The sequence below is a fragment of the Cryobacterium sp. W22_MBD10_FK3 genome (genome assembly GCF_052113745.1).
In the GTDB taxonomy this organism is placed as follows: Bacteria; Actinomycetota; Actinomycetes; order Actinomycetales; family Microbacteriaceae; genus Cryobacterium.
Genome location: NZ_JBGQOH010000001.1, coordinates 550,665 through 566,187, shown reverse-complemented (window position 1 = coordinate 566,187; position 15,523 = coordinate 550,665). Strand labels below are relative to the sequence as shown.

General features: G+C 66.4%; 12 protein-coding genes and 1 tRNA gene. 10 read left to right on the top strand and 3 right to left on the bottom strand.

Going from position 1 to position 15,523, the window contains the following annotated elements:
- Window positions 1-171: 171 nt before the first annotated feature.
- Complete coding sequence (locus tag ACEN2M_RS02645; protein ID WP_441646549.1) at window positions 172-858, top strand: phosphoribosyltransferase; 687 nt, start codon at window positions 172-174, stop codon at window positions 856-858.
- Between the two features lie 75 nt (window positions 859-933).
- The gene (locus ACEN2M_RS02640; protein WP_441646548.1) at window positions 934-1,626 is read left to right on the top strand and encodes a phosphoribosyltransferase; all 693 of its coding nucleotides are present in this window, start codon (window positions 934-936) and stop codon (window positions 1,624-1,626) included.
- A gap of 3 nt (window positions 1,627-1,629) precedes the next feature.
- Here ACEN2M_RS02640 and ACEN2M_RS02635 read toward each other — a convergent pair whose 3' ends face one another.
- Both ACEN2M_RS02635 and ACEN2M_RS02630 read right to left on the bottom strand, forming a co-directional pair.
- Window positions 1,630-2,007, bottom strand: a complete 378-nt coding sequence (locus tag ACEN2M_RS02635; RefSeq protein WP_441646547.1) for a YciI family protein — start codon at window positions 2,005-2,007, stop codon at window positions 1,630-1,632.
- A 47-nt stretch (window positions 2,008-2,054) separates the two neighbouring features.
- Window positions 2,055-2,693: an MBL fold metallo-hydrolase gene (locus tag ACEN2M_RS02630; RefSeq protein ID WP_441646546.1), complete on the bottom strand. Its 639-nt coding sequence runs from the start codon at window positions 2,691-2,693 to the stop codon at window positions 2,055-2,057.
- Window positions 2,694-2,871: 178 nt separating this feature from the next.
- Between ACEN2M_RS02630 and ACEN2M_RS02625 the strand changes: the two genes are divergently transcribed.
- Window positions 2,872-2,944, top strand: a tRNA-Glu gene (locus tag ACEN2M_RS02625).
- A 155-nt stretch (window positions 2,945-3,099) separates the two neighbouring features.
- Window positions 3,100-3,660 carry a DoxX family protein gene (locus ACEN2M_RS02620; protein WP_441646545.1) on the top strand — a complete coding sequence of 187 codons (561 nt, stop codon included), beginning with the start codon at window positions 3,100-3,102 and terminating at the stop codon, window positions 3,658-3,660.
- Between the two features lie 90 nt (window positions 3,661-3,750).
- On the opposite strand, the gene ACEN2M_RS02615 is transcribed toward ACEN2M_RS02620, so the two are convergent.
- Entirely contained in the window at window positions 3,751-4,044 is a 294-nt protein-coding gene (locus tag ACEN2M_RS02615) for a 2TM domain-containing protein (protein WP_441646544.1), read from the bottom strand.
- A gap of 172 nt (window positions 4,045-4,216) precedes the next feature.
- Here ACEN2M_RS02615 and ACEN2M_RS02610 point away from each other — a divergent pair, with 172 nt between their 5' ends.
- The 6 genes from ACEN2M_RS02610 (at window position 4,217) to ACEN2M_RS02585 (ending at window position 15,515) form a co-directional block, all read left to right on the top strand.
- Window positions 4,217-5,242 carry a TerC family protein gene (locus ACEN2M_RS02610; protein WP_441646543.1) on the top strand — a complete coding sequence of 342 codons (1,026 nt, stop codon included), beginning with the start codon at window positions 4,217-4,219 and terminating at the stop codon, window positions 5,240-5,242.
- A 116-nt stretch (window positions 5,243-5,358) separates the two neighbouring features.
- On the top strand, window positions 5,359-6,237 hold the full coding sequence (locus tag ACEN2M_RS02605) for a PP2C family protein-serine/threonine phosphatase (RefSeq protein WP_441646542.1): 879 nt from the start codon (window positions 5,359-5,361) through the stop codon (window positions 6,235-6,237).
- A 26-nt stretch (window positions 6,238-6,263) separates the two neighbouring features.
- Window positions 6,264-7,670: an FHA domain-containing protein gene (locus ACEN2M_RS02600; RefSeq protein ID WP_441646541.1), complete on the top strand. Its 1,407-nt coding sequence runs from the start codon at window positions 6,264-6,266 to the stop codon at window positions 7,668-7,670.
- On the top strand, window positions 7,670-9,325 hold the full coding sequence (locus ACEN2M_RS02595; RefSeq protein WP_441646540.1) for a protein kinase domain-containing protein: 1,656 nt from the start codon (window positions 7,670-7,672) through the stop codon (window positions 9,323-9,325). Before ACEN2M_RS02600 ends, ACEN2M_RS02595 begins: the two co-directional genes overlap by 1 nt.
- The gene (locus tag ACEN2M_RS02590; protein WP_441646539.1) at window positions 9,309-10,115 is read left to right on the top strand and encodes a hypothetical protein; all 807 of its coding nucleotides are present in this window, start codon (window positions 9,309-9,311) and stop codon (window positions 10,113-10,115) included. Before ACEN2M_RS02595 ends, ACEN2M_RS02590 begins: the two co-directional genes overlap by 17 nt.
- Before the next feature lie 138 nt (window positions 10,116-10,253).
- Entirely contained in the window at window positions 10,254-15,515 is a 5,262-nt protein-coding gene (locus ACEN2M_RS02585) for an Ig-like domain-containing protein (protein ID WP_441646538.1), read from the top strand.
- Window positions 15,516-15,523 lie beyond the last annotated feature (8 nt).

Genomic DNA, 15,523 nt, shown 5'->3' with positions numbered 1-15,523 from the left:
GTGAACCACCGGTCGGGTCGCCTTGTGGCGACACGACCGGTGGTTTCGTTGCTGTCGCCGCTTCGACCGCAGTCCTCGAACCGAGCTGCACTCCACCACAGACGCGCCCCGACCTGATCTCCTCGACGAGAACGCCTAGCGCCTGATCGCTGCCGGGGCGATCATGGCCCGGTGGTGCTCTTCTCCGATCGCGTCGAGGCCGGCCGCCTGTTGGCCAGGCAGCTGCTCTATCTGCGCGAGCGGAACGTGGTGGTGCTGGGCATCCCTCGTGGGGGAGTGCCCGTCGCATTCGAGGTGGCGGCCGCGCTCGACGCGCCACTCGACGTCATCGTTGTTCGCAAGCTCGGCGTGCCGTTCCAACCCGAGTTCGCGATGGGCGCCATCGGCGAGGGCGGCGAGGAGCTCATCGACGAATCGGTGGTTGCCCTGACCGAGGTCACCGACGACGAGGTGAACGCCGTTGCCGCTCGCGAGCGTGAGTACCTCGATGCCCGCGTGGCGCGGCTCAGGCCATCCCGCAGCCGACTGCCGCTGGATGGGCGCACCGTGGTGATCGTGGACGACGGGGTGGCCACAGGGGCGACGGCTCGGGTGGCCTGCGACGTGGCGCGGCGGTTCGGCGCCACCACGGTGATCCTCGCTGTGCCCGTGATCGCCGCATCGACCCTGGCCGAGATGACCGGCGCCGACGACATCGTGTATGTGGCGGCACCGGACACGTTCTGGGCCGTGGGACAGTTCTACACCGACTTCTCGGCGACCACCGACGAAGAGGTGGCGCGCCTGCTCGACGAGTCGGCGCGACGGCCGGCCCAACCTGGCCGGCCAGACCCGCCCGCGTTCGGGGCGCCCGCCTAGGCTGTCGGGCGACGCTGACGCGGCAGCTCTCGCCGCCGCCTTGCGCCGCACTCCACCTCGGAGGACTCTGCACCCATGGCACTCTTCACCGATCGAGCGGATGCCGGCCGGCAGCTGGCGGGCATCCTCGGCCGCTTTCGGGTACCGGCCGTGGTGGTCCTCGGCCTGCCACGCGGGGGAGTGCCCGTCGCCGCCGAAGTGGCGAATGCACTGCGCGTGCCCCTCGATGTGATCATCGTGCGAAAGCTGGGTCTGCCGTTCGAACCCGAGGTGGCGATGGGCGCCATCGGTGAGGAAGGGGTGCGGGTGCTCAACGTCCGCGTTCTGGCGCTCGCGCAGACCACCGACGCCCAAATCCAGGCGGTAGAGGGCCGGGAACGGTCGGTGCTGGAGGCCAGGGTCGCCGAACTGCGGCGCGGCCGGCCACGATTGAACCTGGCGGGACGTACAGCTCTGATCGTGGACGACGGGGTGGCCACCGGCTCCACGGCCCGGGCGGCCTGCCGCGTGGCGAGGCTGCTCGGCGCTCAGCGGGTGGTCCTGGCCGCTCCGGTGATCGCCGCGCGAGCTGAGGTGGAGCTGACCAAACCAGCGGGTGAAGCCGCCGACGAGGTGGTTTCCGTGGCCGCGCCGTTTGGCTTCGCGGCGGTGGGCCAGTACTACCGCCGGTTCGACGCCATCGAAGACTCCGAGGTGACGGCGTTGCTCGCCGAGTCGGCTGAGCGCACACACCCTCCGGAGGGAAATCCTGAGACCGACACCCTGTGACGCTCAGCTCTCCCCGCGCCAGCGACCGTCACGGAAGGCCAGCGCGGACGGACGCACCTCGACGACCCCATAGAGCGCGGCCGGGCATTTCTCGGCCCAGTCCAGCGCGGCTGCCCGGTTCGGTACGTCGATCACGAAACAGCCAGACAGCGTCTCGACGGCGTCGATGAACGGACCGTCGCGCACCTCCCGGCTGCCACCGCGCAGGGTCACCGTGGTCGACTCCGCGGCGGGCCTGAAGATATCCGCCGCCACCAGCGCACCCGACTCCTGCAGAGACGCCGCGTACGCGTCGAACAGCTCCCGAAACGGCGGCAGTTCCTCTTCGGAGATGTCGCCCTCCTGGGTCTCGGCCTTGATTATAAGCAACGAGAAGCGCATGAGATCTCCTTTGATTCAGGCGGTGCGGGTCCAGCGGTGTGATTCTGTTACAGGTCCAGCGTTTCGTGGGGTTCGAGCGGAAAGAAGGTGCCGCCGTTCTGTTCCGTGGCGGTCTTGATGCGGGAGTTCGCCAGGTCCTTGCCGCTTCGTGAGAGCCCCATCTCGTGGGTGGGGAAGCTGCGCACAGGCTTGACGGCGAGAACGTAGTCGATGACTTCGCTGATCTTCAGCCACGGCGCGCCGGCGGGTACGGCCAGGGTCTTCACTGCCACACCCTCGGGAATGGTGAATGCATCTCCCGGGTAGAAGACTTCGTCGTTCACGAGCACGCCCACGTTGTCGATCACCGGGATCGACGAGTGGATCACCGCGTGCTTGTGCCCGAAGAATCTGAGCGTGAACGGGCCGGCTTCCACGGTGTCGCCCTCGGCGACAACAGTCACGTCGATGTCCCCCGCCGCTTGGGCGACACCGGCCGGACCATAGATCGGCACCCCCGGATTCATCGCGATCACCCGGTTCAGTTGCTCGGGCGTCCAGTGGTCGGGGTGCTCGTGCGTGATCACGATCGCGGACGCGTTGGCGGTCTCCGTCAGTGCGGTGGTGAACGATCCGGGGTCGATGAAAAGCTTCTGCCCCGAGGCTTCGAGGACGAGTGCGGCGTGTTCCAATTTGGTCAACTTCATGTCTCGAGCTAATACCCAAAGCCGACCTCGGGCAACGCGCGACACGCGCATCCTCTGAGCGGGGCACACGGCCTGACGGGTCTGATCGGCATCGCGGATGCGCCGTGCGACGCGCGGACGGTGCACTCGATTTGAACTGAGTATCAAGCCTGTGGCATACTCGTGAAGTTGCAAAAACGGCCCCATCGTTTAGCGGCCTAGGACACCGCCCTCTCACGGCGGTAACACCGGTTCGAATCCGGTTGGGGTCACAACTGCCCGGTCTCCTTCGTTTTGAAGGCGGCCGGGCTTTTTTGTGTTAGGACGTTCGACCCTGTCGTTGCTGAAAGCGGGCTGGGAGTCTTGAATTCACAGTCCAATGTCAGACGACACGGACAATCGAATTCGACACAGAGGAAAACAGCCCATGGCCAGCACCACCACCCGCGGGGCCGCGGTCACCGCCCCCGCCGCGACGACCGGCACCACCCTGCTCCAGCGTCGCACCCTCGCGGTGCTGCGACTGGCCACCGGATTCATCTTCCTGTGGGCCTTCCTCGACAAGACCTTCGGCTTGGGCTTCTCGACTCCCGCCGAGCGGGCCTGGCTCAACGGTGGCACTCCCGCCCAGGGCTTCCTCAACAGCCCCGGCGTCACCGGCCCGCTGCAGCCGTTCTTCGTGGGCATCGCCAACCCGTTCGTCGACTTCCTCTTCATGCTCGGCATGATCGCCGTGGGCCTGGCCGTCATGCTCGGTGTGGGGCTGCGCATCAGCGCCATCGCCGGCAGCCTGATCATGGTCTTCATGTACCTCGCGGAATGGGTCTTCACCCCCAACGCTGCGTCGACCAACCCGCTGGTGGACTACCACATCATCTACGCGCTCGCCCTGATCGTCGTCGCCGTCTTTGCGGCCGGTGACACCTGGGGCTTCGGCAAGACCTGGAAGGCCCTGCCGATCGTGCAGAAGTTCCCCTGGCTCATCTAGTTAGAGGTTGACCTCCGCAGAACCAGATTCAGCGGCATCAGCAATTTCTGCCGGCCACCCCTCGGGGTGGCCGGTTTTGCGATGAATCGGCTAGTTCGGGCCGCTGCGCTGGCTGCGGCCGGCGATTCTGGCCACTTCGTCGTCGATGGCTTCTTCGGTGATGATGCCCCGGTTGGGTCCGAAGGCATCCAGACCGATGAAGAACGCGGCGATACCCATACCGCCGATCGGCCAGATCGGCCAGAAGTACCCGCCCGGGTCGGTCAGCAGCCACACGGCAGTGACGATGAGCGTGACGCCCAGCCAGACGCCGCAGTAGTTCCAGAAATCCCTGCGCGCCTTGAGTCTTTTCGTCGCGAGTTTGCGGAGTTCGTCGTTGTTCATACGGCGAGGCTATCGCCGGTGTCCGGCGCGGGCCATCCCCTGACCGGTTGACGGCACGGCAGGAGTAACATTGGACCCCACACGGGAGCATCCTTCTGGGGTCCCGCTCGTGGCCCTCTGGCGTCATCGTCAACGCCCAGCATTCGCCGCACTTTCGAAAGGCCCCTTTTTCGTGAATCTTGAGTTGCCCATCGCCTTCGAAGTGATCTCCCTGGTCGTCCTGACGCTGGTGCTCGTCGCCGACCTCGCGATCGTCTACAAGCGCCCCCACGTGCCCTCCATTCGCGAGGCCACCCTGTGGGTCGTGTTCTACGTCGCCCTCGCGCTGGTCTTCGCACTGCTGATGCTGATCTTCGGTGGCGGTGAACACGCCGGGCAGTTCCTGGCCGGTTGGCTCACCGAATACAGCCTGTCGATCGACAACCTCTTCGTCTTCGTCATCATCATGGCCAGGTTCTCGGTGCCGCGGAAATACCAGCAGGAAGTGCTGATGATGGGCATCATCATCGCCCTCGTGCTGCGTGGCATCTTCATCCTGCTCGGCGCCCAGCTGATCGAGAACTTCAGCTGGATCTTCTACATCTTCGGCGCGTTCCTCTTGTACACGGCCATTCACCAGGCCTTCGCCAAGGAGGGCGGCGAGGACGACGCCGAGAACGGACTGGTGCGTTACCTGCGCCGTCACATCCGCATCTCGCCGACATTCGACGGGGCCAAGCTGCGCACCACGATCGATGGTCGCCGGCTCTTCACCCCCATGCTTATCGTGCTGATCGCCATCGGCACCACCGACCTGATCTTCGCCCTTGACTCGATCCCGGCCATCTTCGGCATCACGCAGAGCCCGTTCATCGTGTTCACGGCCAACGTGTTCGCGCTGATGGGCCTGCGTCAGCTCTACTTCCTGTTGGGCGGGTTGCTGGAGCGCCTCGAATACCTCAAGTACGGCATCGCTTTCATTCTTTTCTTCATCGGCGTCAAGCTGGTCTTGCACGCCCTGCACAACAATGAGGTGCCCTTCCTCAACGGCGGCGAGGGCTTCACGTGGGCACCCGAGATCGACACCTGGACCTCGTTGGCCGTGATCATTCTGTCGATGGCCGTCGCCACAATCGCCAGCCTGGTCAAGGGCCGCCGCGATTCGCGCCGCGACAAGGATGCTGCCGCTCGTGAGTTCACGCCCTCGACCGGTGAATAACCCGGTGAGACGGCGTCTGAACGGGCCCCGGGTATTGGTACGGTGGTAGCTCGACTTCCCCCAATGGGGGCGGGAGCGCTCCGCATCGGGGCTTGGACGAAATCTGTGGAGTGCACATGGCGGTGAACGGTGAGAGTGCGATCGCCCTCGGTGAATCGAGCGTGCGGTTCAGCTTCAGCGCCAGCAGCGACGTCGGACGCGTGCGCAAGGTCAACGAGGACAGCTATCTGGCCCAGTCCCCGGTGTTCTTCGTCGCCGACGGCATGGGTGGGCACGCCCACGGCGACGCGGCCAGCCAGACCGTGATCAGGGTCTTCGTCGAACACATCGAACAAGACGTTCCCTCCACCCCGGAACGCATCCTCGACGCCATCCACTCCTCGAACGACGCGGTGCGCGACCTGAGCGCGGCCGATGACTTCGGCACTGCAGTGTCGGGCACCACCCTTTCCGGCGTCGCCTTCGTCGATGCCGGCGACGACGTCGGGTTCCACTGGATGGCGTTCAACATCGGTGACTCCCGGGTTTACACCTGGGACGGCCGCACGCTCGAGCAGCTCAGTGTTGACCATTCCGCGGTTCAGGAGATGGTGGACGCCGGCCTGATCAAGGCGACCGACGCTGAGAAGCATCCGGACCGGAATGTGATCACACGTGCCATCGGCGCCGATGAATTCGTCGACGCGGACGTCTGGCTGCTGCCCGCCACCGGTCGCCACACCTTCTTGATCTGCTCCGACGGCCTCACCAAGGAGCTGTCGGTGGTGGAGATCGCGGAGCTGCTGGCCTCGCAGGCGGTGCCGGATGATCTCGGGTCGTTGGCCGATGTACTGGTCGCCGCGGCGCTGGCCAAGGGCGGCAGGGACAATGTGACGGTGGTCATCGTCGAGTCCACCTGGGGTGACCCCGGTGAAGACACCGACGTGACCCGCGAACGGTCGACCGGGCTGCACGAGCATCTCGAAGACACCCGGCCGCGCGACACGAATCCGTAACTAGGTAAGGGCAATAGGGGGATCTGGTGCTTTCGTACGACGATGACAACCGCGGCGGATGGCTGGCGGCGACGACGGGGGACCGTCTGGTACTGCTCCCCGCCGCCGATTCCGCGGCCGGATCGCGGATCTGGACCAGCCTGACCGGCGCGGGTTCCGACGAGCAGGGTGCCCGTGCTGTGCTCGACGAGCTCACCGCGGGAGGGCTGTCGAAAACACCCCCGTTCGCGCTCCTCACTTGGGACGACGCGGCACCGGCGACGGTTCGAGTTTTCGTGCGCGGGGACGTCGTAGTCGTTCTGGCCACCGTCGAGGGTGACGTGTCAATCGGCGGCCTGGGCGTTTCAACCTGGGTGGAGCGATCCGTCGCGCACGTTCGCGCCGTATCTGTCACAGCGGCACCGGTGAAGGCCGACCCGGCCGACGCGGACGATCATGCAGCCCTGCCCCTCGACGCCGGGCTGCCGCTGCGGTCGGGCATGGTTCGCACCCGCCGGCTGCGGCTGGCCCTCGACGCAACCCGCACTGCCGCGTCCGCGCAGGATGCGGCGGCGCCGGCCGGCGCAGCTCCGACCAGCGCGGTGCTCGCCAGTGCGGTACCGACCAGCGCGGTGCCGACTCCCGCCGTCTCGTCTCCGGCCGTCTCATCTCCCGCGGTGTCCGCTCCGGTTGTGCCCGTCCGGGTGGAGCCGGCCGCCCGCATCGTTCCGCCGCCCTCGGTGCTGCCGGTGGCCGGTCGCACCATCGCTGCACCGGCGAGTGAACAGACCATCACCGACATCGCTGCGGCCGAGCCCGCTGCGGAGGAGGACGCCGAACACGATGCAGACCCCGCAGGCGGGTACGACCACCTGTTCGGCGCCACCGTCATGCGCGGCGTCGAGCAGGCCGCGGTGCGACCGGACGCCGAGGAAGACGACGTCGACTCTCCGGCGCCGACGACGGCCGCCGCCCCCAGCAGCGCCGGCGCAGATCCGGACGACATCGACGATGTGCCCGGCGATCACGACGGCCACACCGTGATGAGCGGCGACATCCAGAAGCTCCGCGATTCGCGCCGCCGCGCCGCAGCCGGCCCGGCGCCGGCAGCTGCTCCCCGGCTCTACCTGCTGTTGCCCAGCGGGGCGCGCGAACCGCTCAACCAGCCGATCCGGATTGGCCGGGCGCCGAGCGTCAGCAAGATGTCCGGCGACCTCGTGCCCCGCCTGGTGAGCCTGGGCGGCGCCGACCAGGACGTGTCGCGCAATCACGTGCATTTCACCGTCGAAGGCGACACCGTGGTGGTCACCGACCTGCATTCACGCAACGGCACCCTGGTGGCCCTGCCGGGCAAGCCCGCCCAGAAGCTGCGCCAGGGTGAACCCACCGCGGTCATCGTGGGCACCGTGGTCGACCTCGGCAGCGGCATCACCATCACGGTCGGACAGGAGTGATGCGCCGCGCGCCGTCCGTCGCCCCGGAGCTTCCCGGCTACGAATTCGTCTCGATCCTCGGCTCCGGCGGGTTCTCCGATGTGTTCCTCTATCAGCAGCGCCTGCCGCGCCGCCGGGTCGCCGTGAAGGTGCTGCTCACCGAGCAGCTCAATCCCTCCACGCAGGCGCAGTTCGTCGACGAAGCGAACCTGATGGCGCAACTGTCGACGCACCCCTACATCGTCACGATCTACCACGCCGACGTCGCCGGAGACGGCCGGCCATACTTCGTGATGGAGCACTGCTCTGGCCCGAGCCTGGCCGAGCGCTACAAGCGCGAGAAGTTCGGGGTCGAAGACGCCCTGCGCACCGGAGTCCGCCTGGCCGGCGCCATCGCGACCGCCCACTCCGCCGGCATCCTGCACCGCGACATCAAGCCGGCCAACGTTCTCACCAACGACTTCGGTTGGCCCGCCCTCACCGACTTCGGCATCTCGTCGAGCCTCGATGAAGAGCTGCCCGTGCAGACCAGCACCGGCGGGCATCGCCCCGCGGGGCCAGAGGCCACCGGCACCGGCGAAAGCCAGTCCGTGGGCATGAGCGTGCCCTGGTCGCCGCCGGAGATGTTCGAGGACGATCCCCGACCCGACGTGCGCAGCGACGTCTTCTCGTTGGCCGCCACCATCCACACCCTGTTGGCCGGCCAGACGCCGTTCGAGATCCACGGGCGCTCCAACGGCACCCTCGACCTGATCGGTCGGATCGAACGCGGAGCCATCACCCCCATCGGCCGCGACGACGTGCCGCGCTCGCTCGTGGCCGTGCTGGCCAAGGCCATGGCCACCCGTCGTGACGACAGGTTCGCCACGGCCGTCGACTTCGCACGTGCCCTGCAACGGGTGGAGTTGGAGCTCGGGTACGCACCCACGGGCATCGACATCCCCACCGTCGCCGGGTCCCAGCACGTCAGACCGGATGCTCCGGCCGGAGACGACGAGACCCGGGCGCGTTCCGTGGTGTCGATCGCCGCCCAGGCGCCGGGCAGTGCCCCCGAGCGCCCGGTGTCCTCGCCGCCCGCACCGGCCGCCGGCATCACCCCACCTGCAGCCAACCAGGCGGACGCCACCCGGATTCGTGGCGCCCGGGTCATCGAGCCGGTCAAGGACAGCACTGTGGTGCGCCCGCGTGCGCCGATCGTGGCGGCGCAGACTGAAGCGCCTGACGCCGACGACCAGACACCGCCCGGCGATGGGCCCCGTAGGCGGCCGTTGCTGCTCATCGGATCGATCCTCGCCGGCGCTCTCCTCGTCGGCGCCGTGGTCACAGCGGTGGTGCTCACCGGTACGGATGGTTCGGCACTGACGCCCACAAAATCCCCGGTGGCTGCGGAGCCCGGCGGCGCCAACATGGCTGTCGGCGTGCCCGCACCGGTGCTGGACGGCACGGAGACATCGGTGGACGGCACCCAGATCACCTTCACAGTGAGCAACCCCAGCCCGCAGGAGGGGGACGTCTACAGGTGGGCCCGCGCCGAGACCCCGGCACAGCCGACCCTGAGCAAAACTGCCGACATCACCGTCGACGGCGTTGTGCCTGGATCGACGGTGTGCCTGGACATCTACCTGCAGCGCGCCGACGGCAAGGTTTCGGAGGCCAACCGTGCCTGCAACCGGTGAGATCATCGCGGTGAAGCCGCTGCGCATCGAGTTCTGCGGCGAGTGGTATTCAGTCGACCCCGGCTCAGCGTTCTCGATCGGGCGGGAGTCCGACCTCACCATCGACGACAACCCCTACCTGCACCGTACCTTCCTCCGCCTCTATGAGGACTTCGGCATGTGGTGGATCGCCAACGTCGGCAACCTTCTGTCGGCGACGGTGTCCGACAGCACTGGAACCGTGCAGGCCTGGCTGGCCCCCGGAGCGAAGCTGCCCATCGTGTTCCAAACGATGCACGTGATGTTCAGTGCCGGATCCTCGACCTACGACTTCACCATCCACGCTGAGGACGACTTCTACAACACGTCTCTCTCGGCGTCACACGAGGGCGGCACCACCACAATCCTGCCGGTGACCCTCACCACCAGCCAGCGACTGCTGATCGTGGCCCTGTCCGAGAGCATCCTCACCCAGGCCGTGCCGGGCCGTGGGGCGATCCCGAGCTCGGCCGAGGCCGCAGCCAGGGTGGGCTGGAGCATGACCACCTTCAACCGCAAACTCGACAACGTGTGCAGCAAACTCGACAAGCTCGGCGTGGCCGGGCTTCGCGGCGGCACCGGGCACCTGGCCACCAACCGGCGGGCCCGACTGGTGGAGTACGCGGTGGCCACGCGGCTGGTGAGCCTCGACGACGTCGTGCTGCTCGACCGGGCCGCGGAGGAATCGCGGCACGAGGAGTCGAAGCACGCAGCGTCGAAGCAAGCAGAGTCGAGGAAAGCAGAGTCAAGTCAGGCTGACAAGTCCCCGTAGTGGTGGCACCCCTTCGTCTGCTAGCGTAAGAGCCGGTCAGGAGCCAGTGCCAAACGTCCCGCAATAGCGGATGACGCGCACGGTCTGCCAGGCCGGTGTCTCCTAGGAACACACCGGCAACACACGAGGGGAAAACGGGTGGGGACCCTCAGTTCGTGGCTGCGTGGGCGCCGGGTGTCGGCATCCGTCGTGGTGTTGTCTGTTCTGGCCGGTGTGCCGTTGACGTTTGCGGTGTTGCACGAGGGTTTTCCGGTGACGGATGTCGACCTCGCGGCCCGGGACGTGTGGGTGACGAACGGTAAGCAGTTGCTGGCCGGCCGGTTGAACCGGCAGATCGAGGAGTTGAACGGCTCGGTCAATGCCGCGTCGACGGCGTTCGATGTGTTGCAGGACGGCGACGACGTGTTCCTGATCGATTCCAGTGTCGGGTCGATCGAGCGGGTGGATCCCGCATTCACCACTTTGGGCGAACGGGTGGATGTGACGCCGGGGTCCGAGGTCGTGTACGGCGGTGATTCCCTGGCGGTGATGGCGCCGACCGGCGATGTTTGGGTGATCGGTGCGGCCGGTGAGTTGAGTTTTGATCCCACGGCCACCGACCCGGTGTTGAGCCTGGGCAAGGGCGGCCACATCGCGGTGTCCCCGGAGGGCGTGGTTTTCGGCGCGTCCGCCAAGGACAAAACCCTCTACACCTACGACCCCGCGTCCGACGACGCCTCCGATCCCGTCGAGAGCGACCTGCCCAAGCTGGGCGAGTTCCAGATCGCCGCGGTGGGGGAGAAGGCAGTTCTGCTCGACCCCGAGAACGACCGGGTCGTCGTCGACGGTGAAAACCTGACGGTGCCCAAGGGCACCCTCAAACTGCAGCAGTCCGGCGCCGAGAACGCCAGTGTGCTCGTCGCCACCGGTGACGCGCTGCTGGACGTGCCCTTGGACGGCGGCAAGGTCAAGAGCGTCGACGCATCCATCAAGACCCCCATCACCGACCCGGCTGCCGTGTCGGCGCCGGTCTGGCTGAACGGGTGTGCGCACGGCGCGTGGGCCGGCGCCCAGCGTTACCTTGCCGCCTGCGATGGTGCCGCGGTCGTGACCGAAACCATCGAGCAGCCTACGCAGGGGTCGGTGTTGGAGTTTCGGGTGAATCGCGATGTGATCGCGTTGAACAACCTGTCTAACGGCAATGTGTGGTTGGTTGATTCGAATATGCGCCTGGTGGAGAACTGGGAAGAGGTGACGCCTCCTGAGGAGGAGGAAGCCGAGGACGGTACTGAGAAGGCTGCGCAGCAGTCCTTTGAAGACACGTTGGCGGAGCGCACGAATGTTAACCGGGCGCCGTTGGCGCGCGATGACGGTTATGGGGTTCGGCCGGGTAAGACCACGGTGTTGCCGGTGTTGGAGAACGATACCGACCCTGATGGTGATGTGCTCACGGTGACGAACGTGAGTGGTTTTTCGGAGTCGCAGGGCAGTCTGGATTTCATCGATGGTGGGCGGGCGTTGCAGTTCACGCCGGCTGAGACTGTCGCGGGCACGGTGTCGTTCCGGTACACGGTGGCTGATGGCCGGGGTGCGGTGGCTGAGGCGCAGGTGGATGTGACGATGCGTCCGTTGGATCAGAATCTGGCGCCGGTGTCGAACCGGGCCGGGGCGATCAGTGTTGAGCAGGGCCAGATCGTGAGTTACAACGTGCTCTCGGACTGGATCGACCCGGATGGTGACGATATTTATCTGGTGTCGGCGTCGCCGACCACCGGTGACGGGGTGCGGTTTGGCCCGGAGGGTTTTGTGACCTTCGAGTCGAAGACCGCTGAGCTTGGTGTGAAGGAGGTGCAGTTCGTCGTGTCGGACGGCACCTTGACCGCCACGGGTGTGCTCACCGTTGATGTGAAGGCCGCCGGCACCCTGAACCCGGTGGGCACGCCGGACTTCACGACGGTGTTCGTGGGGGAGACGGCGCTGATCGAACCGTTGAAGAACGATGTGACCCCGTCCGGTGCCCCGCTGGCTCTGATCGGGGTGAACGAGGTGCCCAAGGACCTCACCGCGGTGGCGAACCTGGAGCGCGGCACTGTGGCGGTGTCCTCGGGCAAGGCCGGCAGTTACGTCTTCACCTACAGCCTCGGCGCCGGCGCCACCTCGAGTGTGGGCCTGATCCGGGTGGATGTGGTGGAGAGCCCGGACAACGTGTTGCCGCCGATCGCGGTGAAGGACACCGCGTATTTGCGGGCGGCGGAGCCGGTGACGATTCCGGTGCTCGATAACGACGTGTCACCGTCGGGCCGGGTGCTGGCGGTGCAGTCGGTGGACCTGAGTAGCACCGACGACCTGGTCACTGTCGAGATTCTCACGAACACGGTGTTGCGGGTGACGGCATCCGCCGCTTTGACGCAGCAGGTGCAGTTCACCTACACGATCAGTGACGGTGAGGGCTCTTCGACCGCGGGGGTGACGGTGGTTCCGGTGCCGCCGTTGATCAAGCATCAGCCGCCCGTCGCGGTGGATGATTCCGTGAGCGTTCGCGCCGGCGACATCGTGAGTGTCTCGGTGCTCGACAACGACTACCACCCCGACTCCGCCACCATGAGCGTCGTCCCCGACCTCAGCGCCACCGAAAACGTGGGCGGCCTGGCCTTCGTCACCGGCAACGAGGTGCGCTTCCAAGCCCCTGCCGAACCCGGTGCGTACAGCGTGGCCTACAGCATCACCGACGCATACCTGGAGACTGCCACCGCCACTGTGCGATTCACCGTCGTCGGCCCCGATGTCGCAGCCAACCGCCCGCCTACCCCGCTTCCGCTCACCATGCGCACATTCGCGGAGTCGACCATCAAGGTGCAGGTGCCGCTGGACGGCATCGACCCCGATGGCGACTCCGTCTACCTGATCGCCGTGACCAGTGCGCCCGAATTGGGCCGCATCGTCGACCAGGGCAGCGACTACTTCGTCTACGAGGCCTACCCCGGCACGGCGGGCACCGATACGTTCACCTATCAGGTGGAAGACACGATCGGTGCGACCGCCGAGGGCACGGTGCGGATTGGTGTGATTGCGCGTCCGGTGGAGTTGCTGGCGCCGAACGCCATCGATGACGCGATCGAGATCAAGCCCGGCCGTGCCGGGTCGATTCCGGTGGTGCTGAACGACTCCGACCCCAACGGTTACAAGCTCACCCTGTCGAAGAAGCTGCCCGAGGTGGACCCCGGGATCACGGCGACTGTGGACGGTGCCCGGGTGATCGTGGAGGCTCCGGCCGAAGAGGGCACGTACACGCTGCGCTATGAGATCACCAACGGGCACGGCGGCGCGGACACCGCGTTCGTGCAGGTGAAGGTCACCGAAGACGCCAAGGCGCAGTACCCGGTGGCGATCGATCACTTCGTCGAGCCCGACGAGATCGTGGAGAACGCCTTCATCGACGTGAACGTGCTGGACGGCGCCGAGAACCCGAGCGGCCTGATCGAAGACCTCGTGATCAGCCTCGAAGGGCCCAACGCGGCCAACGGCGCCTTGCAGGCCAACGGTACGGTGCGGGTCGAGCCCACCACCAAGCGGCAGGCGATCGCCTACAGGCTCACCAACGAGCTCGACGAGCTCAGCGCCACGGCATTCATCATCGTGCCGCCCAAGCCCACGTCGGAACAAGAAAACCCCTCTTCCGCGCCTACGGCGGAGGAAGAGTTCGCTGCCCCGTTCCTGAAGGACATCGGTCCTCAGGTCGTGAAGATGAACGGCTCCAAGTCCTGGAACCTCGGCGACATCGTCGAGGTCCCCTCAGGGAAGCCGGCATCGTTGGTGAGCGCGTCAGCGACCAACAGCGATGGGTCCAATGCAATGGCCGGAGGTACGAGCCTCAGCTTCGTGGCGGCGCGGGACTACCGCGGTCCGGCCTCCGTGACCTTCGTGGTCACCGACGGCACCCAGCAGGCCACCCTGACGATTCCGATCACGGTCGGCGACCCGAATTTCGAGGATGTCGCGCCCACGTTCACCCCGCCCAAGGCCACCGTTCAGGCCGGCGAGGCCGCAACGGTGGTGAACCTGCGCTCCTCCAGCGGACACCCGAACCCCGCCATCATCGAGCAGTTGCAGTACAACGGGTTAGCGGGTGCCACGGCGGATGTCGCCGCGTCGATCTCGGGCTCCAGTCTGTCGGTCTCGGCGCCCCTGGGCACCCAACCGGGCACCAAGGTGCGGTTGACCTTCACCGTCACCTACAAGGAATTCACCATCCCCGGCTCCGTCGATGTGACAGTGGTGTCCTCAACACGTCCGCTGCCGCAGGCCGTTGACGACGCCGGGCCGAACGGTTCCGGAATCGAGACCCGGCCGAGCACCACGGTGACCGTTCCGGTGCTCGACAACGACTACAACCCGTTCGCGCAGGACGGCAAGCCACTCACAGTACTCTCCGCCAAGATCGAGCAGCAGATCGGCACCGCATCGGTCAGCCACACGGCCACCGACGTGACCGTGAAAACCGGCTCTGGCGCCACCGGAACCCTCACCGTGGTCTATGCCATCCAAGACGCCACCCGCGACCCGGCCAGGCAAACCCAGGCCCGCGTCACGTTCGTGATCCGAAACAACCCCGACGCACCCAACCAACCCCAGGCCGCCGAGGGCGACACGACCGCAAGCGTGACCTTCGCGGCGCCGCCGTCCAACAACTCGCCGATCGTGGACTACACGATCAGGTGGTCCGGCGGCTCACAGACCGTGACCAGCGCGGGCAAGCACTCGATCACGGGCCTGAACAACGGCACCGGCTACGCTTTCACAGTGACTGCCCGCAATGCCATGGGGGACTCGACGGCTTCGGCCGCGAGCGCCACCGTGACACCGTACGGCAAGCCGGGAGCGCCCGCGTCGGCCACTCTCAAGGCACCGGGCCAGGGCACCGGCGAGCTGAGCCTCACCTGGGCGGCGCCCGCCAGTGACGGCGGTCGAACTGTGACAAGCTACAACTACCAGTGGATTCAGGGCAATGCCTCGAACGGTTCGACCGGCGGCAGGTCTGCGACGGCGTCGGGCAACGTCGATCAGCCGTATCAGTTCCGGGTGCAGGCCTGTAATCCCCGCGACTGTGGAGCATGGACATCCTCGGACGTCGCCGTGCCGCAACCCAAACCGGCACCGGCGAAGACGATCATTCTGACCCGCGGCAACCCTGGGCCCCTCCAGGGCACCACGTACTACAACATCGACCTGCGGGACTGGCCAGCCGGAAGCTACGCCACGGTGTTGTACTGCAACGGCGGATCGCTCATTACAGCTCCCAACATCTCGGTGGGCGCTGACGGTAACGGCAGTTATCGGGGGACAAACGGCTACTGCGGCTTCAGCAACGCATATGTCACCGTGGACGGCAAAAAAAGCGACGTTCAGAACTGGTCAAGATAAGGATGAAA